Origin of the sequence: Roseomonas sp. OT10, assembly GCF_020991085.1 — a bacterium.
Lineage (GTDB): Bacteria > Pseudomonadota > Alphaproteobacteria > Acetobacterales > Acetobacteraceae > Roseomonas > Roseomonas cutis.
Map to the genome: position 1 here is coordinate 2147691 of NZ_CP087719.1, position 20306 is coordinate 2167996.

The following is a 20306-nucleotide window of genomic DNA, read 5'->3' on the forward strand; positions in this document are numbered from 1 at the left end:
GCCTTGCACGTCGGGTTCCTGGAAAGGGCCTCGGTCGGACCGGTTCCGGCGGCATCCGGCCGCCAAGCTCGGGCACATATGGAAGGGGGCAGTGCATGGTTGAAGTGGCGCTGGGCAATCCGCGAGCCACCGGCACCCCGATGAGTGGCGCGGAGGCCACGGCGCTGGCCGCCCAGGCGGAGGCGATGGCCGAGCGGCTGTCCCGCGCGCGGGAGGCCGTGGGGCGGGTCATCCTGGGCCAGGAGGAGGTGGTGGAGCAGACGCTGGTCAGCCTGCTCTCCGGCGGCCACGTCCTGCTCGTCGGCCTGCCGGGGCTGGGCAAGACCAAGCTGGTGGACACGCTGGGCACGGTGCTGGGGCTCGACGCCCGGCGGGTGCAGTTCACCCCCGACCTGATGCCCGCCGACATCCTGGGCAGCGAGGTGCTGGAGGAGGACGCGCACGGCAAGCGCGCCTTCCGCTTCCTGCGCGGCCCGGTCTTCTGCCAGCTCCTCATGGCCGACGAGATCAACCGCGCCTCCCCCCGCACCCAGTCGGCGCTGCTGCAGGCGATGCAGGAGCGCAAGGTGGCGGTGGGCGGCGAGGTGCTGGACCTGCCCGCGCCCTTCCACGTCCTGGCCACGCAGAACCCGATCGAGCAGGAGGGCACCTACCCCCTGCCGGAGGCCCAGCTCGACCGCTTCCTGCTGGAGGTGGAGGTCGGCTACCCCGACGCCGCCGCCGAACGCGCGATGCTGCTGGCGACCACCGGCGCGGAGGAGGCGAAGGCCGTCCCCGTCCTGTCCCCCGGCGAGCTGATGACCGCCCAGGCGCTGATCCGCCGCATCCCCGTGGGCGAGAGCGTGCTGGACGCGATCCTGACCCTGGTGCGCGGGGCGCGCCCCGGGGGCGAGGGGCCGGAATCCGTCCACCGCCACCTGGCCTTCGGCCCGGGGCCCCGCGCGGCGCAGGCGCTGATGCTGGCCACCCGGGCGCGGGCGCTGCTGGACGGGCGGCTCTCGCCCAGCCTGGACGACGTGCTGGCGCTGGCCGAGCCGGTGCTGCGGCACCGCATGGCCCTTTCCTTCGCCGCCCGCGCGGATGGGGTACGCCTCTCCGAGGTGATCGCCGCGCTGAAGTCCGGCCTTGGCTGAACGGCCCGCCCCCGGCTTCTCCCCCCGGGACGCGGCCGCCCGCGCCCAGGCCGCGGCGAGCGCCCTGCCGCCGCTCGCCGTCGCCGCCGAGCGCGTGGCGGCCACCGTGATGCAGGGCGTCCACGGGCGCCGCCGCGCCGGCCAGGGCGACGCGTTCTGGCAGTTCCGCCCCTTCGTCACCGGCGACGGCGCGGCCCGGGTGGACTGGCGGCAGAGCGCCAAGTCCGACCGGCTGTTCGTGCGCGAGACGGAGTGGGAGGCGGCGCAGACCGTCGGGCTGTGGCGTGACGCCTCGCCCGGGATGGCCTGGTCCGGCCATGCCGCGCGCGGCACCAAGAAGGAGCGCGCGGAGCTGCTGCTGCTCGCCCTGGCCGCGCTCCTGCTGCGCGGCGGCGAGCGGGTGCGGCTGCTGGGCGAACGCCGCGCCCTGGCCGGGCGCGGCGCGCTGCCCGCGCTCGCCGACTCGCTCGGCCGCGCCGCGGGACCGCCTGCCGATCCCCGCCTGCCGCGCCACGCCCGCGCCGTGCTGTTCGGCGATTTCCTGGCGCCGCTGGAGGACACGCGGGCCACGGTCGCGGCCCTGGCGGCGCAGGGGGTGCAGGGCCATCTCGTGGAGGTGCTGGACCCCGCGGAGGAGACCCTGCCCTTTGCCGGCCGCGTGCGCTTCGAGCCCCTCACGCCCGGTGAGGCGACGCTGGTCCCCCGTGTCGAGGGGGTGCGGGAGCTCTATGCCGAACGCCTGCGCCTGCACCGCGAGGGGCTGGCCGCCATCGCCTCGGCCGCCGGCTGGCGGCTGCTGTCGCATCGGACCGACCAGCCTCCGCAGACGGCGCTGCTCGCCCTGTGGCAGGGGCTGGCCCCCCAGCGCGGCGGGAGGGCCTGATGCGCCTGGGCGCCGCCCCGCGCCCCGGGGGGGATGGCCTCGGGGGGGACGCATGAGGGAGCGCGCATGAACCTGGGGCCCCTGCTCTTCGCCTCCCCCTGGCTTCTGGTCGCCCTGCCGGCGCTGCCGGCCCTGTGGTGGCTCCTGCGCGTCACCCCGCCCAGCCCGAGGCGCCAGCCCTTTCCCCCTGCCCGGCTCCTGCGCGACCTCTCGCCCATGGAGGAGACCCCGGCGCGCACCCCCTGGTGGCTGCTGCTGCTGCGCCTGGCCGCCGCCGCGCTGATCATCCTCGGCCTCGCCCGCCCGGTCTGGGAGCCGGTGGCGGGGGCCGGCGGCTCCGGCCCGCTGCTGCTGGTGATGGATGACGGCTGGGCCTCGGCCTCCGACTGGCCGGACCGGCTCGCCGTCGCCCGGGCCGGGCTGGACGCCGCCGCGCGGGAGGGCCGCTCCGTCGCCCTGCTTGCCACGGCGCCCTCCGTCACCGGCGAGCCCCCGCGCCCGACCACGCCGCTGCCGGCCGAGGAGGCGCGGGCACGGCTGGCGGCGCTGCGCCCCAAGCCCTGGTCGCCCGACCGCATCGCGGCCGCCGCCGCCATCCCGGACTGGGCGCGGGCGCAGGGAGGAGAGGCCGCCTCGCTCTTCGTGACCGACGGGCTGGCGCATGATGCGGCCGACCGACCGGGCGGCGACGGGCTGATGGCGGCGCTCGCCGGGCTGGGGCCGCTGAGCGTGGCGCGGCGCGATGCCGGCCACCCCATCCGCATCCTGCCGCCGCCGCGGGCCGAGGCGGACCGGCTGCGGCTCACCCTGCGCCAGCCGCCGGCGCCCACCGCGACGGAGGCCGGGGTGCTGGCCCGGACGGGCGACGGCCGCACCCTGGCCCGTGCCGCCCTGACCATCCCGGCGGGCGCGATCGAGGCGGAGGGGGCGCTGGAGCTGCCGATCGAGATCCGCGAGCAGGTGGTGCGCCTCGACCTGGAGGAAGCCTCCGGGGCGGCGGGCACGGTGCTGCTGGACGAGCGGTTCCGCCGCCGCCCGGTCGGGCTGCTGGCCGGCGACGAGGCCGCCTCCGACGCGCCCCTGACCGGCGCGCTCTACTACCTGGACCGCGGCCTGGCCCCCTATGCCGAAATCCGGCGCGGCAGCCTGGAGAGCCTGCTCTCCCGCAAGCTGGCGGTGCTGGTCCTGGCCGACCGGCCGCTGACCGAGGCGCGGGAGATCCAGGCCGTCACCCGCTTCGTGGAGGAGGGCGGGCTGCTGCTGCGCTTTGCCGGGCCGCGCATGGCCGAGCATCCCGACCCGCTGCTGCCGGTCACCCTGCGCGCGGGGGAGCGGCAGCTCGGCGGCTCGCTTTCCTGGGAGCAGCCGCAGCGCCTCGCGCCCTTCCCCGACAACTCCCCCTTCGCCGGGCTGCCGGTCCCGCCCGAGGTCACGGTCTCCACCCAGGTCCTGGCCGAGCCGGCGCCGCGCCTGGCGGAGCGGAGCTGGGCGCGGCTGGCGGACGGCACGCCGCTGGTCACCGGGGCCAGCCAGGGCGCCGGGCGGATCGTGCTGGTGCACGTCACGTCCAATGCCGACTGGTCCGACCTGCCGCTCTCCGGCCTGTTCGTAGACATGCTGCGGCGGCTGGTCACCCTTTCGGCGGGGGTGACCGGGGCGGAGGGGACGCAGCCCCTGGCGCCGCTAGAGACGCTGGACGGCTTCGGCCATCTCGGCGCCCCGCCGCCGGTCGCGGCCCCCATCGCGGCCTCCGCCTTCGCCGAGACCGTGCCCGGGCCGCGCCATCCGCCCGGCTGGTACGGCGTGCCGGGCGAGGGCGGCGAGCGCCGGGCGCTGAACCTCTCCGCCTCCCTGCCGCCGCCGCGCCTCGCTGCGCCGCCGCCGCCCGACGCGCGGGTGCTGGCCATCGGCGGCGTGCCGGCCGAGCGCGACCTGGGCCCCTGGCTGCTGGCGGCGGCGCTGCTGCTGCTGGCGGTCGACCTGATCGCCTCGCTGGCGCAACGCGGGCTGCTGCCGGCCGGCCGGACCGCGAGGGCGGCGGCCATGGCCCTGGCGCTGCTGCTGCCCGCGGCCGCGCAGGCACAGCCGGCGGGGGACGGGTCGCAGGCCCTGGCGACGCGGCTGGCCTTCATCGCGACCGGCGACGCCGGGACGGACGACACCGCCCGGGCCGGGCTGGTCGGGCTGTCGGACTACGTGAACCGGCGGACGGCGGCATCGCTGGCCGATCCCGCCGCGGTACGGCCGGGGGTGGACGACCTCTCCTTCTATCCCCTGCTCTACTGGATCGTCCTGCCGGACGCGCCGGATCTCGACCCGGCGGCGGCGGCGGCGCTGAACGCCTACATGCGGCTCGGCGGCATCGTGCTGTTCGACACGCGCGACGAAGGGTCCGGCGAAGGGACCTCCCCCGGCTCGCGCGAGGCGCTGCGGCGGGTGACGCGCGACCTCTCCATCCCGCCGCTGGCGCCGATCCCCGAGGACCACGTGCTGCGCCGGTCCTTCTACCTGCTGCCGGAGCTGCCGGGGCGCTGGGCCGGCGGCACCGTCTGGGTGGCGCGCGACCAGGACCGGGCGAATGACAGCGTCAGCCCCGCGATCATCGGCGGGCACGACTGGGCCTCGGCCTGGGCGATCGACGCCCGGGGGAACAACCCGCACGCCGTGGTGCCGGGCGGCGCGCGGCAGCGCACCCTCGCCTACCGCTTCGGGGTGAACCTCGTGATCTACGCCCTCACCGGCAACTACAAGGGGGACCAGGTGCATGTCCCCGCCATCCTCGAACGCCTCGGGAACTGAGACGGGACCTGCGATGACCACGCTGGCGATGCCGATCATCCACGACCTGCGCGACCACCCGGAGCACGCGGCGCTGGCCGCCGACCGGATCTGGAACGCCACCTGGCGGGACGGCGGCGAGCCGCCGGCGGCGGGAGGGACGGTGCTGGACGCGCATCTCGACGCCTCGCCCGTGCCCCTGACCCTGATCGCCCTGGACGAGAAGGGCCGCTTCCTCGGCACCATCTCCATCGTCGCCTCCGGCCATCCCGACCGGACGGCGCTGACCCCCTGGGTGAACGCGCTCTGGGTCGAGGCGGAGCAGCGCGAGCGCGGCATCGGGGGCGCCTTGCTGCGCGCCGTGACGCAGCGGGCGCGGGAGCTGGGGATCGCGCGCCTCTACCTCTGCACCGGCCCGCACCGCCGCAACTTCTACGAGCGCAACGGCTGGACGCTCGTGGAAGCCGATCTGGACGACAGCGGCCTGTGCATCCTGGGCTGGGAATCGGCCGAGGCGGCCGGGCGCGCGGCGATGGATGCCTGATTCCGCATGACGCGGACCCTCTCCGGCCTCGACTTCGCCCCGATCCTGCCCTCCTGGCTGCTCGTCGCCCTGGCGCTGGTGGCGCTGGCGACGCTGGCGGTGGCGCTGTGGCGGAAGGCCCGCGGCACCTGGTGGCGGGCCCTGGCCTTCGCCCTGGTGCTGGGGGCGCTGGCCAATCCCCGGCTGGTCGAGGAAACCCGGGAGACCCGCCCGGACATCGCCCTGCTGCTGCTGGACCGCACGGACAGCGCCCGGCTCGGCGCGCGCGGCGCCCAGATCGAGGCGGCACGCGCGGCGCTGGAAGCCCGGCTGGGCCGGCTGCCGGAGCTGGAGGTCCGGACCGCCATCGTCGAGGAGGGCGGCAACCGCGGCACCCGGCTGAACGAGGCGATGGAGCGCGCGCTGGCCGACATCCCGCGCGCCCGCCTCGCCGGGGTGATCGCCCTGACCGACGGGCAGGTCCATGACATGCCCGCAAGCCCCGCGCTGGAGGCCCCGTTCCACGCGCTGCTGCCTGGCCGGCCCGGGGAGATCGACCGCCGGCTGCGGGTGATCGAGGCGCCCGGCTTCGGCATCGTCGGCCGCACCGTCGAACTGCGCGTGGCGGTGGAGGATCTCGGCGCCCCGTCTTCGGCGAATGGCGCGGTGCGGCTGACCATCCGGCGTGACGGCGCCCCGGCGCGGGTGGAGAGCGTGCCGCTGGGCCGCGAGCACCGCATCGCCGTGCCCATCGAGCGCGGCGGCCCCACCGTGGTCGAGGTCGCGGCGGAGGAGCGGCCGGGCGAGGTCTCCACCCTGAACAACCGCGCCGTGGTGACGGTGAACGGCGTGCGCGACCGGCTGCGCGTGCTCCTCGTCTCCGGCGAGCCGCATGCGGGGGAGCGCACCTGGCGGCGGCTGCTGAAGGCCGATCCGAACGTGGACCTGGTCCACTTCACCATCCTGCGCCCGCCCGAGAAGGACGACCTGACGCCGCTGAACGAGCTGGCGCTGATCGCCTTCCCGGTGCGCGAGCTGTTCCAGCAGAAGCTGCGCGAGTTCGACCTGATCGTCTTCGACCGCTTCTCCAACCGCGGCATCCTGCCGCCGCAGTACCTGCGCAACATCGCCGACCACGTGCGCGGCGGCGGGGCCCTGCTGCTGTCGGTGGGGCCCGAGTTCAGCGGCGCGGCCAGCCTGTCCGTGACGCCGCTGGGGCAGGTGCTGCCCGCCCGGCTCTCCCCCGGGGGCAGCGCGGTGGTGGAGGCGCCCTATCGCGCCCATGTCACCGAGGCGGGGCAGCGCCACCCCGTCACCGAGGGGCTGACCGGCGCCAACCAGGCGGCCGAAGGCGGCGAGAGGACGGCGAGCTGGGGCCGCTGGTACCGCTACCTGCGCGCCGACCCGCGCGGCGGCACCACGGTGATGGATGCGCCCGGCGGCGCGCCGCTGCTGCAGCTCGACCGCGTCGGCGAGGGGCGCGTCGCGCTGCTGCTCTCCGACCATATCTGGCTCTGGGCGCGCGGACATGACGGCGGCGGGCCCCAGGCGGAGCTGCTGCGCCGCATCGCGCACTGGCTGATGCGCGAGCCGGAGCTGGAGGAGGAGGATCTGACCGCGACCCTGCTCGACGGGCAGATGACGGTCACCCGCCGCAGCGTCGACCCCGCCAACACGCCGGAGATCACCGTGACCGCCCCGGACGGGACGGTGACGCGCCTGCCCTCCCGCGCGGCGGGCGGCGGGCGTTCGACGGCGGAGCTGCCGGCCGCCCAGCCAGGGGTCTGGCAGGCCACGGACGGGCGGCGCACCGCCTATGTCGCGGCCGTCGCGCAGAACCCGGCGGAGATCGCCGACCTGCGCGCCAATGCCGCGCCGCTGGAGCCGCTGGTCCGCGCCTCGGGGGGCGCCGTGCGCTGGCTGGGCACGGGCGAGGCGCCCACCCTTCCGGAGGTGCGGCGCGTCGCCCTCGGGCGCGATGCGCAGGGGCCCGGCTGGATCGGCCTGCGCCGCAACGAGGACCACACGGTGACGGGGCTGTCCGCCTTACCGCTGCTGCCGCCCTGGCTGGCCCTGCTGCTGGTGCTGGGCACGGCGGTGATCGCCTGGCGCCGGGAGGGACGCTGACGCGTCCCCGGCCCTTCCGCCGGGCAGGATCGTCCCAAGATGCTCACGGGCTGGTCCCGGTGGACCAGCGGCGAGGCCGGAGACCGATATGTCGTTGCGCATGGGCCGCCTTCTCATCCTCAGTCCCGCGCTGCTGGCGGCCTGTGCCCAGGGACCGACGCTGGACCAGCGCCTCTCCACCTTCGTCGGCCGCTCCGAGCTGGACTTGGTCAACGCGCTGGGCGTGCCGGCGCGGACGCATCAGGTGGACGGCGTGCGATTCCTGGCGTTCGAGAGCCAGCGCACCATGGCCCTGCCGGGCGGCGGCGCCTGGGCGGGGCCCGGTCCCTGGGGGCCGTATGGCGGCGGTTGGGGGTGGGGCTGGAACTCGACCTCCTATGCTGTCGTGAACTGCGACGTCACGTTCGCCCTCCGGGCCGACCGGGTGGAAAGCTTCAGCTACCGGGGCGAAGGCTGCCGCTAATACCGACGGCGGGATGACCTGATCCGTCGTGCTATGGTGTTCCGGCGTCGGACCGGGAGGGGACGCCGGCCTGCGGGATCGACGCCGTGCGTCGATCCCCGTCCCGGACCCTCCCCTGCCGGGGCCACAAGCGGGCCCCGGTCCCCGCTGGGAGCTTGGTGCTTCCGGTGGGCGTCAGCCTCCGGGCTGAACCCTGACGGAACGTGGACAAGCGGGACTCCGAAAAGCTCATGAGGCTTCAGCGAGAACAGAGGCCGTGCCCGCCGAGGAGCATGGCTCCTCGGCGCCTTGACCCCGTGTCCGGCTGTCCCGCGGTAGCACTCATCGGGTCCAGGGCCCGCAGGGTCCTGGCGGAGTGGGGGTACGGGGGCGAGGCAGAGCCTTGCCCCCGGGCCACGGGCTCACCCTACGCCGGCACGGATCAACGCATCCCGCCGTCAGGATGAGACCCGGCCCGCCGGGGGCGGATGCGCGCATAAGTCGGTGGAATCCCCGGCGGCGAGGGGCTAGATAGGGCGCGCCATGCGCCGCATCCTCGCTGCCCTCCCCGTGATCCTGCTGCCGCTGGGCGCAGCCCAGGCCCAGTCGGACTTCACCCGTCCGCGCGGCCCCCTCACGCCGCCGCAGCAGAACAACGCCTCACGTCCGCCTCCGGCCGCCCTGCCCGGCCTAGCGAACCGGCCGCGCAACGCGCCCATCGAGGCCGAAGTACCGTCCGCCACCCTGTCGCCCAATGCCGCGCTGTTCGACGCCATCAACCGTGGCGACCTGGCCGCGGCACGTGACGCCATGGCCCGCGGCGCCGACCTCGATGCCAGGAACGCGCTGGGCCTGGCGCCGATCGACGCGGCAGTGGACCAGGGGCGCAACGAGATCGCCTTCTACCTGCTCTCCGCACGCGGCACCGTCCGCAGTTCGGCCCCGCCCCCGGACCAGGCGGCTGCCGCTCCCCCGCCGCGCAATGCCCGCGGCGCCTCCAGCCGGCCGGCGCCGGCACCGCGCAGCACGGCCCGCGACGCGCGGGATACGACGGTGACCCGGACCCGCCCGCCCGCCGAGTTGCGGGCGGCGGAGCGCGCGCCCGTGGGCGGCGGCGGCGCGCCGCGGCCCGAGGCCGGCTTCCTGGGTTTCGACGGCGGCCGCGGCGGCTGATCGCCCCGCCCAGCCTGGGCGGGACACGCGCTTTCGCACCTCCTCCGCAACCCGTGACCATGCCGGGTCACGACCTCGGCCCGCCCGTCGCGTTGCAGTGCATCATGGAGGTGCTGCGATGAAGGGTACGCCGATGAGCCTGTGGCTGAGCGCCGCGCACCGGGCCATGGGCTGGTGGCGCGGACAGGCCCTGGCCGAGATGGGCCGGCAGAAGGGCCGGCTGCTGAAGGCGGCGCTGCCCAAGGCCAGCAAGGCGCCCCGGCGGAAGCCACGCCGGAGCTGAGGCCCGGAACGGCCGGGGACGATCACGGCCCCGGCCGGACGATCAGCGCATCGGCGGCGGGTACTGAAGGCCGCCCTTGTTCCACAGGTTGTTCAGCCCGCGCTGCACACCCATCGGGGTGATGTTGCGGTCCCAGACCTCGCCGTAGTTGCCGACCTGCCGGATCACCTGCACCGCCCAGTCCGGAGCGACACCCAGCATCTTCCCCAGATCGCCGGTCTTGCCCATGAAGCGCTGGATCTCGGGGTTGTTGTTGTCGACGAAGCTGTCGATGGTCTTGCTCGTCATCCCCAGCTCCTCGGCCGTGAGCTGCGCGAAGTGGGTCCAGCGCACGATGTCGAAGAACTTCCAGTCGCCCTTGCGCACCATGGCGCCCAGCGGCTCCTTGGAGATGATCTCCGGCAGGATGGTGTACTGCGCCGCGTTCGTCCCCTGGGCGAAGCGGAAGGAGGCGAGCGAGGAGGCGTCGGTGGTGAAGGCGTCGCAGCGGCCGGCGATGAAGGCGCTGCGCAGCTCCTCGACGTTCTCGATCACCACCGGGGTGAAGCGCATGTTGTTGGTGCGGAAGTAGTCGGAGAGGTTCAGCTCGGTGGTCGAGCCGGGCTGGACGCAGACCGAGGCGCCGTCCAGCTCCTTCACCGACTTCACGCCAGAGGCCGTCTTCACGATGAAGCCGGTGCCGTCGTAGAAGTTGACCGAGGCGAATTCCAGCCCCAGCGCCGCCTCGCGCCCGAGGGTCCAGGTGGTGCTGCGGACCAGCATGTCGACCTCGCCCGACTGCAACGCGGTGAAGCGGTTCTGCGCCGTGGTCGGGATGAAGCGGACCTTGTTGGCATCGCCGAGGATCGCGGTCGCGACCGCGCGGCAGGTGTCGGAGTCGATGCCGCGCATCACGCCCTGGCTGTCCGGCAGGCTGAATCCCACCGTATTGGCGGCCACGCCGCAGAGCAGGTAGCCGCGCTGCTTGATGGCCCCCATCGTGTCCGAGGCAGGCTGGGCCTGGGCGGCCGGCACGGCGGCCCAGGCGGCGGCGAACAGGGTCGCGGCGAGCGCCGCGGTCTTCAGGTTCATGGCAGCATCCCTGGTCCGGGGGGCGCGTTGCGCCCGGTGCACCAAGCTTCGCCGCCGGCCTCAGCCCGCCGCAACCACTCCGATCACTCCCACTCGATGGTTCCAGGCGGCTTGCTGGTCACGTCGTAGGCAACACGGTTGATTCCGCGCACCTCGTTGACGATTCGATTGGCAACCCGGGTCAGGAAGCTCATCTCGAAGGCAAAGACATCGGCCGTCATCCCGTCCGTGCTGGTCACGGCGCGGAGGGCGCAGGCCTGGTCGTAGGTGCGGCCATCGCCCATCACGCCGACCGTGCGGACCGGCAGCAGGACCACGAAGGCCTGCCAGATGGCGTCGTAAAGGCCGGCGTTCCGGATCTCCTCCAGGAAGATCGTGTCCGCCTTCTGGAGGATGGCGACCTTCTCCCGCGTCACCTCGCCCGGGATGCGGATGGCTAGGCCAGGCCCCGGGAAGGGGTGGCGGCCGACGATCGCCTCCGGCAGGCCCAGCTCGCGGCCCAGCGCGCGGACCTCGTCCTTGAACAGCTCGCGCAGCGGCTCGACCAGCCGCATCCGCATGTGCGCCGGCAGGCCGCCGACATTGTGGTGCGACTTGATGGTGACGGAGGGGCCGCCGGTGGCGGAGACGCTCTCGATCACGTCGGGGTAGAGCGTGCCCTGGGCCAGGAAGTCGGCGCCGCCGAGCTTCGCCTGCTCCTCCTCGAAGACCTCGATGAACAGGCGGCCGATGGTCTTGCGCTTCACCTCCGGGTCGGTGGTGCCAGCGAGCTGGCCGAGGAACAGGTCCGAGGCGTCGCGATGCACCAGCTTCATGTTGAAGCGGCCGCGGAAGGTCTCCACCACCTGCTCCGCCTCGCCGCCGCGCAGCAGGCCATGGTCCACGAAGATGCAGGTGAGCTGGTCGCCGACCGCCTCGTGAATCAGCGCCGCCGCGACGGAGGAATCCACGCCGCCGGAGAGGCCGCAGATCACCCGCCCCGTGCCCACCTGGGCGCGGATCTTCGCGATCATCTCGGCGCGGAAGGCGCCCATGGTCCAGTCCCCGGCGCAGCCGCAGACCCCATGGGTGAAGTTCTTCAGCAGCGCCGCGCCGTGCGGGGTGTGGACGACCTCCGGGTGGAACTGCACCCCGTAGTAGCGGCGCGCGTCGTCGGCCACGATGGCCAGCGGCGCGCCTTCGCTGGTGCCCACCGGGCGGAAGCCGGCCGGCAGCGCCGTCACGCGGTCGCCATGGCTCATCCAGACCTGCTCGCGCGCGCCCTTCTCCCACAGCCCCTCGGTGATGGCGCAATGATCCACCACGTCCACGAAGGCGCGGCCGAACTCCGCATGGTGGCCGGATTCCACGGTGCCGCCGAGCTGCGCCACCATGGTCTGCTGGCCATAGCAGATGCCCAGCACGGGCAGCCCGCTGTCGAAGACGAGTTGCGGCGCGCGCGGGCTGTCGCCCTCCGTCACGCTGGCCGGACCGCCGGAGAGGATGAAGCCGCGGGGGGCGAAGGCGCGGATGCGCTCCTCGGGAGCGTTGTTGAAGGGCCAGATCTCGCAATACACCCCGGCCTCGCGCAGGCGGCGCGCGATGAGCTGCGTCACCTGGCTGCCGAAGTCGAGGATCAGGATACGGTCGTGGTGCCCGGCGGCCTGGGGGGCGGCGGGCTGAGTCGTGTCGTGGTCGGCCATGGCGGCGTGCAGCACGGGGGCGCCCCCGGCGTCAAGCGCGGCGACGCCGGGGCAGGCCGGCGCCGCCCGCGGGTGGGGGTCAGCCCTCCCGCTGCACGGCCGTGGCGGAGAGCAGGGTGCCGATCGGGTCCCAGGTCAGGGCGGTCTGCTGCACCTCCTGCCCGCCGACCCGGATCACCTCCTGCGCCGCCAGCCTCCCGCCCAGATGGCGGTAGAAGAAGCGGGCGTTGTTCCCGGAGAGCACCCACAGCATCGCGGAGCGGCAACCCACCGCCGCCAGATGCGCCGCGGCGGCGCGGAGCAGCCGGCGCCCGACCCCCTGCTCCCGCCAGTCGGAGAGCACGTAGAGCGTCTCGATCTCGCCCTCCGCCAGCCCCTCCCGCCGGGCGGGGCCGGCGGAGGCAAAGCCGATCACCACGGGACGCGGGCCGGAGGTTTCGGCCACGAACATCGCCTCCCCGTCGCGCCGGGCGACCAGGCCGCGCTGGTAGCCCGCCCCGATCCGGCCGGCGGAGAGGGCGGCGAGGTAGCTGTCGGGCAGCAGCCCCGCATAGGCATCGCGCCAGGCGGCGACATGCACCTGGCCGATCGCCCCGGCATCCTGCGGCTTCGCGCGCCGGACGCTGATCACGCAGCCCCTCCCGCACGTTCGAGCACCGCGCAGAAGAAGCCGTCCGTGCCCTGAAGGCTGGGGGCGAGGGCCATGAACTCCCCCTCCCCCGGCGGCGGCACGGCCATGCCCGCTTCCGCCCAGGCCGTGGCCAGCGGCACGACACGGAACTCCGGCCGGTCTTCCAGCAGGGCGCTCACCTGTGCCTCGTCCTCCTCGGGCAGGACCGAACAGGTAGCGTAGACCAGCCTTCCGCCGGAACGCACGAGGGAAGCGGCGTGACGAAGGATTTCACGCTGCTTCGCTACCAGCTCCTCAAGGTCCCGCGCCCCGGTGCGCAGCCGCGCATCCGGGTTGCGTCGCCAGGTGCCCGTCCCCGTGCAGGGCGCGTCCACCAGCACCCGGTCGAACTGCCCGGCGCGGCGCTTGGCCCAGCGGTCGCCGGGCGCCAGCAGGTGCGTCTCCGCATTGTCCACCCCGGCGCGGCGCAGGCGCTGCGCCGCGCCGGCGAGGCGCGGAACGGAGACGTCGCAGGCGACGATGCGGCCCCGGTTGCGCATGGTGGCGGCCATGGCCAGGGTCTTGCCCGCGGCGCCGGCACAGTAGTCGGCGACCCGCATGCCCGGCCGGGCATCGGCAAGCAGGGCGATGAGCTGGCTGCCCTCGTCCTGCACCTCGACCAGCCCCTCGCGGTAGGCGCGGGTGGCCAGGATCGGCCGCCGCTCCACCAGGCGCAGCCCCCAGGGGGAGAAGGGGGTCGGCTCCGTCCCGATCCCCTCGGCCGCCAGGGCGGCGCGCGCCTGCTCGCGCGAGCCGCGCAGGAGGTTGACGCGCAGGTCGAGCGGAGCGGTGCCGGTCATCGCCTCCGCCGCGGCGGGCAGGTCGCGGCCGAAGCGCGCCCGGAAGCCGGGCAATGCCCAGCCGGGGATGTTGAGCTGCACCTCCTCCGGCATGTCCGGGCGCAGCAGCGGCGGGCGGATCGCCTCCACCACCCGGCGCTCGGCCTGGGTCAGCGGCGGCTCGTCATGGCGCTCGCCGCTGAAGGCCGCCGCCACGTCGCGGCCGGCCCAGCCCTCGGCCAGGATCAGGTGGGCGGCGAGGAGGAGGCGGGGCGTCGAGGCGCCGTCGGCCCGATCCAGGTGCCAGTCCAGCCGCATGCGCTCCCGCACCACGGCCCAGGCGCGTTCGGAGACGGCCCGGCGGTCGCCGCCGCCGATGTAGCGGCGAGCGCGGAAGAAGTCGTTGGCGATGGCGTCGGCCGGCCGCCGGGGCTGGGACTCGACGGCCTCCAGCAGGGCGATGGCGGCGGCGAGGCGGGCGTTCGGGGTCACCCGCGCATGCTTGCCGGGGCGAGCAGGCCCGGCAAGGCATCCAGGGACGGGATGATGGTGCCGAGGCGGTCCAGGCCATACTCGACGGGGCCGCCGGCCCGGTTCACCCAGACGGCGCGGAAGCCGAAGCGCGCGGCGCCGAAGGCGTCCCAGCCATTGGCGGAGACGAAGGCGATCTCGCCCGGGTCGCAGCCGAACTGCTCCGTCGCCAGGGCATAGACCGCCGGCTCCGGCTTGTAGCGGCGCAGCGGATGGACGGAGAGGACGGCCTCCAGCAACCCGTCCAGCCCGGCGGAGGCGACCGCCTCGCGCAGCATGGCGGGTTCCCCGTTCGACAGGATCGCGGCGGGCACCCCGGCCCCGCGCAGCGCCGCCAGGGCCGGCATGGCGTCCGGGTAGGCCGCCAGGGCGCGATAGGCCCGCAGCAGGTCCGCGCGCAGGGTCGCATCCTGCGCGTCATGGACCGCCAGCGCGTGGTCCAGGGCACGCTCGGTCAGGACGGCGAAGTTCTCGTAGGCGCCGGTCGCGCTGAGGATCCAGCTCGCCTCCAGCTGCTTCGCCCGCCACAGGGCGGAGACCGGCCCGGCCGCCGCGCCGAGGCGCGCGGCGTGGCGCGCCACGGCGGAGTGGACGTCGAGCAGCGTGCCATAGGCGTCGAAGACGACGGCCTGGACCTGCGTTCGCCGGCTCATCCCTCCGCCCGGTAGTTCGGCGCCTCGCGCGTGATGGCCACGTCGTGGACGTGGCTCTCGCGCAGCCCGGCGCCGGTGATGCGACGGAAGCGCGACCGCTGCTGCATGTCGGCGATGGTGGCGCTGCCGGTGTAGCCCATGGAGGAGCGCAGGCCGCCGACGAGCTGGTGGATCACCGCGCCGACCGGGCCCTTGTAGCCGACGCGGCCCTCGATGCCCTCCGGCACCAGCTTGAGCTGGTCGCTCACCTCCGCCTGGAAGTAGCGGTCGGCCGAGCCGCGCGCCATGGCGCCCAGGCTGCCCATGCCGCGGTACGACTTGTAGGAGCGGCCCTGGTAGAGGAACACCTCGCCCGGGGCCTCGTCCGTCCCGGCGAAGAGGCTGCCCATCATCACGCAGTCGGCGCCCGCCGCGATCGCCTTGGCCAGGTCGCCCGAGGAGCGCACGCCGCCATCGGCGATGGCCGGCACCCCGCGCGCCTTCGCCGCCGCGGCGCACTCCATCACCGCGGTGAGCTGCGGCACGCCGACGCCGGCCACGATCCGGGTGGTGCAGATGGAGCCCGGGCCGATGCCGATCTTCACCGCATCCGCCCCCGCCTCGATCAGCGCCTCGACCGCTTCCGGCGTCGCGATGTTGCCGGCGACGATCTGCACGCTGTTGGACAGGCGCTTGATCCGCTCCACCGCGCCCAGCACGCCGGCGGAATGGCCATGGGCGGTGTCGACGACGATCACGTCCACCTCCGCGGCGACCAGCGCCTCGGCACGGCGCAGCCCGTCCTCGCCCGTGCCGGTGGCGGCGGCGACGCGCAGGCGGCCCATCGCGTCCTTCACCGCGTTCGGGTTGGCCTGGGCCTTGTCCATGTCCTTGACGGTGACGAGGCCGACGCAGCGGCCGCGCTCGTCCACCACCAGCAGCTTCTCGATGCGGTGCTTGTGCAGCAGGGCGCGGGCGCGGTCCGGCGTCACGTCGGCGGGGACGGTGACCAGGTTCTCACGCGTCATCAGCTCGTAGACGCGCTGGTTCGGGTCGGTCGCGAAGCGCACGTCGCGCGAGGTGACGATACCGACCAGGCGCCCCGTCTCCGGCTCCACCACAGGGATGCCGCTGATGCGGTGCTGCTCCTGCAGGGCACGGACATCCGCCAGGGTCTGGTCGGGGTGGATGGTGACGGGGTTCACCACCATGCCGCTCTCGAACTTCTTCACCCGGCGGACCTGCGCCGCCTGCTCCTCGGCGGTCATGTTCTTGTGGATCACGCCGATGCCGCCGGCCTGGGCCATGGCGATGGCCATCGGGCCCTCGGTGACCGTGTCCATCGCGGCCGCGATCAGCGGGATGTTCAGCGCGATCTCGCGGGTGAAGCGGGTGCGCGTGTCGGTCTGGGCCGGCAGCACGGTGGAGTAGGCGGGCACCAGCAGCACGTCGTCGAAGGCCAGCGCCTCCTCGATGCGGAAGCGGGGCGTGGGGGCGTCATCGGGGGCGGCAATGCTGTCGGGTGCCATGGGCGGGAGCCTCTCGAAAGGAGCGGGCGCTGCGCGACCTTGGCGGCCCCTCCTACGCCCCGCCCCGTGGCCCTGTCCAGCGAGGAGGATATGACAAGCACGCGGGGCAACCGCGCGTCGCCGCAACCCGGGCCGTCGGTCAGGCGGCCCCGCCGCGCCCCCGGAAGCCCTGCGCCACGACATAGGCCTCGGCGCTGTCCTTGCGGCTCGCGGGCGGCTTGGCGTGGCGGACCTGGGCATAGTCGCGCTTCAGCATGGCCAGCAGCTCCCGCTCCGTCCCGCCCTGGAAGACCTTGGCCACGAAGGCGCCGCCCGGCACCAGCACCTGGTGGGCGAAATGCGCCGCCAGCTCGACCAACGCCATGATCCGCAGGTGATCGGTGGCGTTGTGCCCCGTGGTATTGGGCGCGATGTCCGACACGACCAGGTCGGCCGGGCCGTCCAGCGCGGCCAGCACCGCCCGCTCCGTCGCCTCCTCCTGGAAGTCGCCCTGCAGGACGGTCGCCCCCGGCACCGGGTCCATCGGCAGGATGTCGAGCGCGACGACCTTGCCGCCCTCGCCCGCCCGCTGCACCGCGACCTGGGTCCAGCCGCCCGGCGCGGCGCCGAGGTCGACGATGCGCTGGCGGGGGCGGAGGAGGCGGAAGCGCTCGTCCAGCTCCAGCAGCTTGAAGGCGGCGCGCGACCGCCAGCCGGCCGCCTTCGCCGCCTGCACATAGGGGTCGTTGAGCTGGCGCTGCAGCCAGGCCTGGGAGGCGGTCGAACGCCCCTTGGCGGAGCGCAGGCGCGTGGCGAGGCCGCGCGCGGCGGGCGGCTTGGAGGGGGGAGTGGCCATCGGGATGCCCTTCTACGGGCAGGCGGGCGGCGACCGCCAGCGTGCCGCCGGAGCCCGGCCCGGGACGGACGGGGCGGACATCAGGATGCGGGGATCAGGAGACGGGGGCGGCGGGGCGCTGGCCCGGGCCCGGGGCGGTGCGCCAGGCGAGGCGGCGGGACGGGCCGCGTTGGCCGCGCATCAGCCGCAGCAGCATCCCCTCCCGCAGGCCACGGTCGCAGACCGTCAGCTCCTCCGTCGGCCAGATGTGCCGGATGCCGGCATAGATGGCGCAGCCGGGCAGCACGAACTCCGCCCGCTCCGGCCCGATGCAGGGGTGGCGCGCCATGCCGCAGGGGCCCATGGCGCGCAGCCGGTCCAGGGCGTCGTCCGCCTGGTCCGAGGCCAGCACCTGCCCATCCACCAGCGGCCGGGAGTAGCGCGGCAGCGCCAGGGCGATCCCCGCCAGGGTGGTGACCGTGCCGCTGGTGCCCATCATCCGCACCCCACCCGCCCGGATCTCCTGCCGGATGCAGTGGACGGAGTCGAAGGCCTCCAGCCGGCGCCCGACCTCCTCCATCACCGCGGCGAAGCCCTCCGGCGCGGCGCAGGTGGGGCCCGGGCGCTCGGCCACCGTCACCACGCCGAGCGGGATGGACACGTAGCCGATCAGGGAGGGGGATTCGCCCCAGTGCCGCGGGGCGCGGATCCAGGCGACCTCCGTGGAGCCGCCGCCGATATCGAAGAGCAGGGCGCGGCGGTCGCCCGGCTCCAGCAGCGGCGCGCAGGATTCCATGGCCAGCGCCGCCTCCTCCCGCGTGGAGATCAGCTCGATCGGCAGCCCCAGCGCCGTCTCGGCCCGCGCCAGGAAGGCGGCGCCGTTGGTGGCGCGGCGGCACGCCTCCGTGGCGACGGCCCGGGCGGCGCGGATCGGCCGGCGGGCCAGCTTGGCGCGGCAGATGGCGAGCGCCCCGAGCGCCCGGTCCATCGCGGCGGGGGACATGGCGCCGGTGGCGCCGATCCCCTCGCCGAGGCGGACCATGCGGCTGAAGCTGTCCAGCACCCGGAAGCCGTCCGGCCCGCCCGGGGCGGCGAGCAGCAGGCGGCAGTTGTTGGTGCCCAGGTCGAGCGCGGCGTGCACCGGTGTCTCGGAGACCGGTTCGTGTCGGCGCGGGAAGGGGGACGCGGCGTTCATGGGGGCTGGCCAGGATGATCGGGATGCTTGCGCCTCGGGGCAAGCGGTTTGTGGCGCGGGTGTTGCACCCCGAAAGAGTGCGTGGTAACCCCCCGGCCACCGGCTGGTGGGGGATAGTTTAGCGGTAGAACTCCCGGCTCTGACCCGGGCAGCCTTGGTTCGAATCCAGGTCCCCCAGCCACCGCTTCTCCCTTGAAATCGCTCGTTCCTTGGCCGCTTGCGACGCCATCGGCCGAAGGTTTGCGCATGGCCTCCCTGCCCTCCGCCCGCCTCGCCCACGGCCGCGCGACACGGCGCGCGGAGGCCGCCGAAGTGCTCCAGCCATGCGCGGGGCTCGGGGCGAGGCCGCCACCCCTGCGTGCCGCCCCGGTCCTGGCGGGCGAAGCAGTGCCGGGCTGCCGCGCCTAGCGGGGCCGCTTCACCCCCATGGCCACGGTGTACTCATCCGCCCGCGCCTCATAGGTCAGGCCGCCGCGCAGGGCCCAGATGTTCTTCTGCATGTGCAGGGTGATCAGGGCTACGTCGTCCATGGCCAGGCGCATCGCGTCCTTAAAGATCGACTCCCGCTTCTCGTCATCCGCCGTGCGCAGCCCCTCCTCGACCAGCGCATCCACCCTGGGGTTCGAGTAGCCGCTGAAGTTCACCGTGCCGAAGCCCTTCTCCGGGATCCGCGTGGTCAGGTTGCCGCGCAGCGCCGTGGACGGCTCGCCCGCGGTCGCCCAGCCGATCAGCATGGCAGACATGTCGTTGCGCGCCTGCCGCTGGGCGAGGACGGCGAAGGGCATCCCGTCCACGCGCGTGGTCACGCCGATACGCTGCCACATCTGGCCGACGGCCTGGATGATCTGCGCGTCGTTCACGTAGCGGTTGTTCGGGCCGATCAGGGTGATCTGGAACCCCTTGGGGTAGCCCGCCTCGGCCAGCAGGGCCTTCGCCCGCTCCACGTCGAAGCGCGGCGGCGGGTAGTCGGCGATGTAGCCGTTGGCGCCCGGCGGCATCATCTGCCCGGTCGGCGAGGCGGCGCCCTGCATCACCCGGTCCACGATCGCCTGCCGGTTGATCGCGATCGACAGCGCCTGCCGCACCCGCAGGTCGCGCAGCGGGTTGCGGTCGAGCTTCCGGCCCTCGGCATCGGTGATGTAGGGCGAGACGTCGTGCGCCGTGTCGACCTTCAGATAGATGCAGCGCAGGCTGGGGATCTCGGCGAAGCCGACGCCCTGGGTGCCGCGCAGGCGCGGCGTGTCCGCGGGCGGCACCACGTCGATCATCTGCACGTCGCCCGAGAGCAGCGCCGCCACCCGCACGCCGTCATTGGCGATGAAGCGGTAGACCACCTGCGACCAGTCGGGCTTCTCCCCCCAGTAGCCATCGTTCCGCGTCATCACCACCCGGTCGTCCGGGGTAAAGGAGGAGAGGCGGAAGGGGCCGGTGCCGATCACGGCCTTGCCGTTGTTGAAGTCGCCGGTGGTGACGCCATCCCCCACGGAATGGGAGATGATGTAGACTTGGCTCAGATCCTGCGGCAGCAGGGGATAGAGGCCGTTGGTCCGGAACCGGATGGTGTGCGGGTCGACCACCTCGGACCCCACGATGGCCTTCGTGTAGATCGCGAAGGAGCCGGGGCTGTTCACCACGTTCGGGATGCGCTTCAGGGTGAACAGCACATCCTCGGCCGTGAACTCCTGGCCGTTGTGGAAGCGCACGCCCTTGCGGAGCTTGAACTCCCAGGTGGTGTCGTCGATCAGCTCCCAGGATTCCGCGAGCCCCGGCCGGAGCTGCGCCCTGGCATCGCGCCCGACGAGCTGGTCGAAGAAGTGCTCGGCCACCATGTTGTTGGGCGAGAGCGTATGGTAGTGCGGGTCGAGCGTGGTGGGCGGCGCCGCCACGGCGAGGTTCAGCATCGTGCCGGAGGCCTGCGCCCGGGCCCGCCCGGCGGCGCCCGGCGCCAGCAGCGCGGCGCCGGCCAGCGCCAGGCCGGCACGGCGGGTCAGGCCGGGGCCGTCATGCACCCGGGCGGCGGCCTTTCGGACCATGGCGGCATCCGGACGAGCGGGAATGGTC

17 protein-coding genes and 1 tRNA gene are annotated in these 20306 nt (G+C 74.3%); 9 read left to right on the forward strand and 9 right to left on the reverse strand.

Annotated features, from left to right (window positions below; translation table 11 throughout):
• Positions 1–140 precede the first annotated feature (140 nt).
• The 8 genes from LPC08_RS09980 (at position 141) to LPC08_RS10015 (ending at position 9342) form a co-directional block, all read left to right on the forward strand.
• On the forward strand, positions 141–1133 hold the full coding sequence (locus tag LPC08_RS09980; protein ID WP_230453040.1) for an AAA family ATPase: 993 nt from the start codon (positions 141–143) through the stop codon (positions 1131–1133).
• Positions 1126–2016, forward strand: a complete 891-nt coding sequence (locus tag LPC08_RS09985) for a DUF58 domain-containing protein (protein WP_230452538.1) — start codon at positions 1126–1128, stop codon at positions 2014–2016. The genes LPC08_RS09980 and LPC08_RS09985 overlap by 8 nt, the downstream gene beginning before the upstream one ends.
• Before the next feature lie 66 nt (positions 2017–2082).
• Positions 2083–4815 (forward strand): DUF4159 domain-containing protein, encoded by a 2733-nt coding sequence (locus LPC08_RS09990; protein ID WP_230452539.1) that lies wholly within the window; start codon positions 2083–2085, stop codon positions 4813–4815.
• A 13-nt stretch (positions 4816–4828) separates the two neighbouring features.
• Positions 4829–5338, forward strand: coding sequence for a GNAT family N-acetyltransferase (locus LPC08_RS09995; RefSeq protein ID WP_230452540.1), 510 nt, complete (start codon positions 4829–4831; stop codon positions 5336–5338).
• 6 nt (positions 5339–5344) lie between these two features.
• A complete protein-coding gene (locus tag LPC08_RS10000) occupies positions 5345–7444 on the forward strand; it encodes a hypothetical protein (RefSeq protein WP_230452541.1) in 2100 nt (699 codons plus the stop codon).
• A gap of 88 nt (positions 7445–7532) precedes the next feature.
• Positions 7533–7907: a hypothetical protein gene (locus tag LPC08_RS10005; protein WP_230452542.1), complete on the forward strand. Its 375-nt coding sequence runs from the start codon at positions 7533–7535 to the stop codon at positions 7905–7907.
• A gap of 522 nt (positions 7908–8429) precedes the next feature.
• Complete coding sequence (locus tag LPC08_RS10010; RefSeq protein WP_230452543.1) at positions 8430–9059, forward strand: ankyrin repeat domain-containing protein; 630 nt, start codon at positions 8430–8432, stop codon at positions 9057–9059.
• 118 nt (positions 9060–9177) lie between these two features.
• A complete protein-coding gene (locus LPC08_RS10015) occupies positions 9178–9342 on the forward strand; it encodes a hypothetical protein (protein WP_230452544.1) in 165 nt (54 codons plus the stop codon).
• Between the two features lie 42 nt (positions 9343–9384).
• On the opposite strand, the gene LPC08_RS10020 is transcribed toward LPC08_RS10015, so the two are convergent.
• The 8 genes from LPC08_RS10020 to LPC08_RS10055 form a co-directional block, all read right to left on the reverse strand.
• Positions 9385–10413 (reverse strand): amino acid ABC transporter substrate-binding protein, encoded by a 1029-nt coding sequence (locus LPC08_RS10020; RefSeq protein ID WP_230452545.1) that lies wholly within the window; start codon positions 10411–10413, stop codon positions 9385–9387.
• Between the two features lie 83 nt (positions 10414–10496).
• Entirely contained in the window at positions 10497–12095 is a 1599-nt protein-coding gene (gene guaA, locus LPC08_RS10025) for a glutamine-hydrolyzing GMP synthase (RefSeq protein WP_230453041.1), read from the reverse strand.
• 79 nt (positions 12096–12174) lie between these two features.
• The gene (locus LPC08_RS10030) at positions 12175–12726 is read right to left on the reverse strand and encodes a GNAT family N-acetyltransferase (protein WP_230452546.1); all 552 of its coding nucleotides are present in this window, start codon (positions 12724–12726) and stop codon (positions 12175–12177) included.
• Complete coding sequence (locus LPC08_RS10035) at positions 12723–14036, reverse strand: RsmB/NOP family class I SAM-dependent RNA methyltransferase (RefSeq protein WP_230452547.1); 1314 nt, start codon at positions 14034–14036, stop codon at positions 12723–12725. Before LPC08_RS10035 ends, LPC08_RS10030 begins: the two co-directional genes overlap by 4 nt.
• Positions 14033–14728, reverse strand: coding sequence for a haloacid dehalogenase type II (locus tag LPC08_RS10040; RefSeq protein ID WP_230452548.1), 696 nt, complete (start codon positions 14726–14728; stop codon positions 14033–14035). Before LPC08_RS10040 ends, LPC08_RS10035 begins: the two co-directional genes overlap by 4 nt.
• On the reverse strand, positions 14725–16236 hold the full coding sequence (gene guaB / locus LPC08_RS10045) for an IMP dehydrogenase (RefSeq protein WP_230452549.1): 1512 nt from the start codon (positions 16234–16236) through the stop codon (positions 14725–14727). The genes LPC08_RS10040 and guaB overlap by 4 nt, the downstream gene beginning before the upstream one ends.
• Before the next feature lie 139 nt (positions 16237–16375).
• Positions 16376–17071 carry an RlmE family RNA methyltransferase gene (locus LPC08_RS10050; RefSeq protein WP_230452550.1) on the reverse strand — a complete coding sequence of 232 codons (696 nt, stop codon included), beginning with the start codon at positions 17069–17071 and terminating at the stop codon, positions 16376–16378.
• Between the two features lie 94 nt (positions 17072–17165).
• The gene (locus tag LPC08_RS10055) at positions 17166–18245 is read right to left on the reverse strand and encodes a Ppx/GppA phosphatase family protein (RefSeq protein ID WP_230452551.1); all 1080 of its coding nucleotides are present in this window, start codon (positions 18243–18245) and stop codon (positions 17166–17168) included.
• A 107-nt stretch (positions 18246–18352) separates the two neighbouring features.
• On the opposite strand from LPC08_RS10055, the gene LPC08_RS10060 reads away from it, so the two are divergent.
• A tRNA-Gln gene (locus LPC08_RS10060) sits at positions 18353–18426 on the forward strand.
• A gap of 223 nt (positions 18427–18649) precedes the next feature.
• On the opposite strand, the gene LPC08_RS10065 is transcribed toward LPC08_RS10060, so the two are convergent.
• The gene (locus tag LPC08_RS10065; RefSeq protein ID WP_230452552.1) at positions 18650–20278 is read right to left on the reverse strand and encodes an ABC transporter substrate-binding protein; all 1629 of its coding nucleotides are present in this window, start codon (positions 20276–20278) and stop codon (positions 18650–18652) included.
• Between the last annotated feature and the right edge of the window lie 28 nt (positions 20279–20306).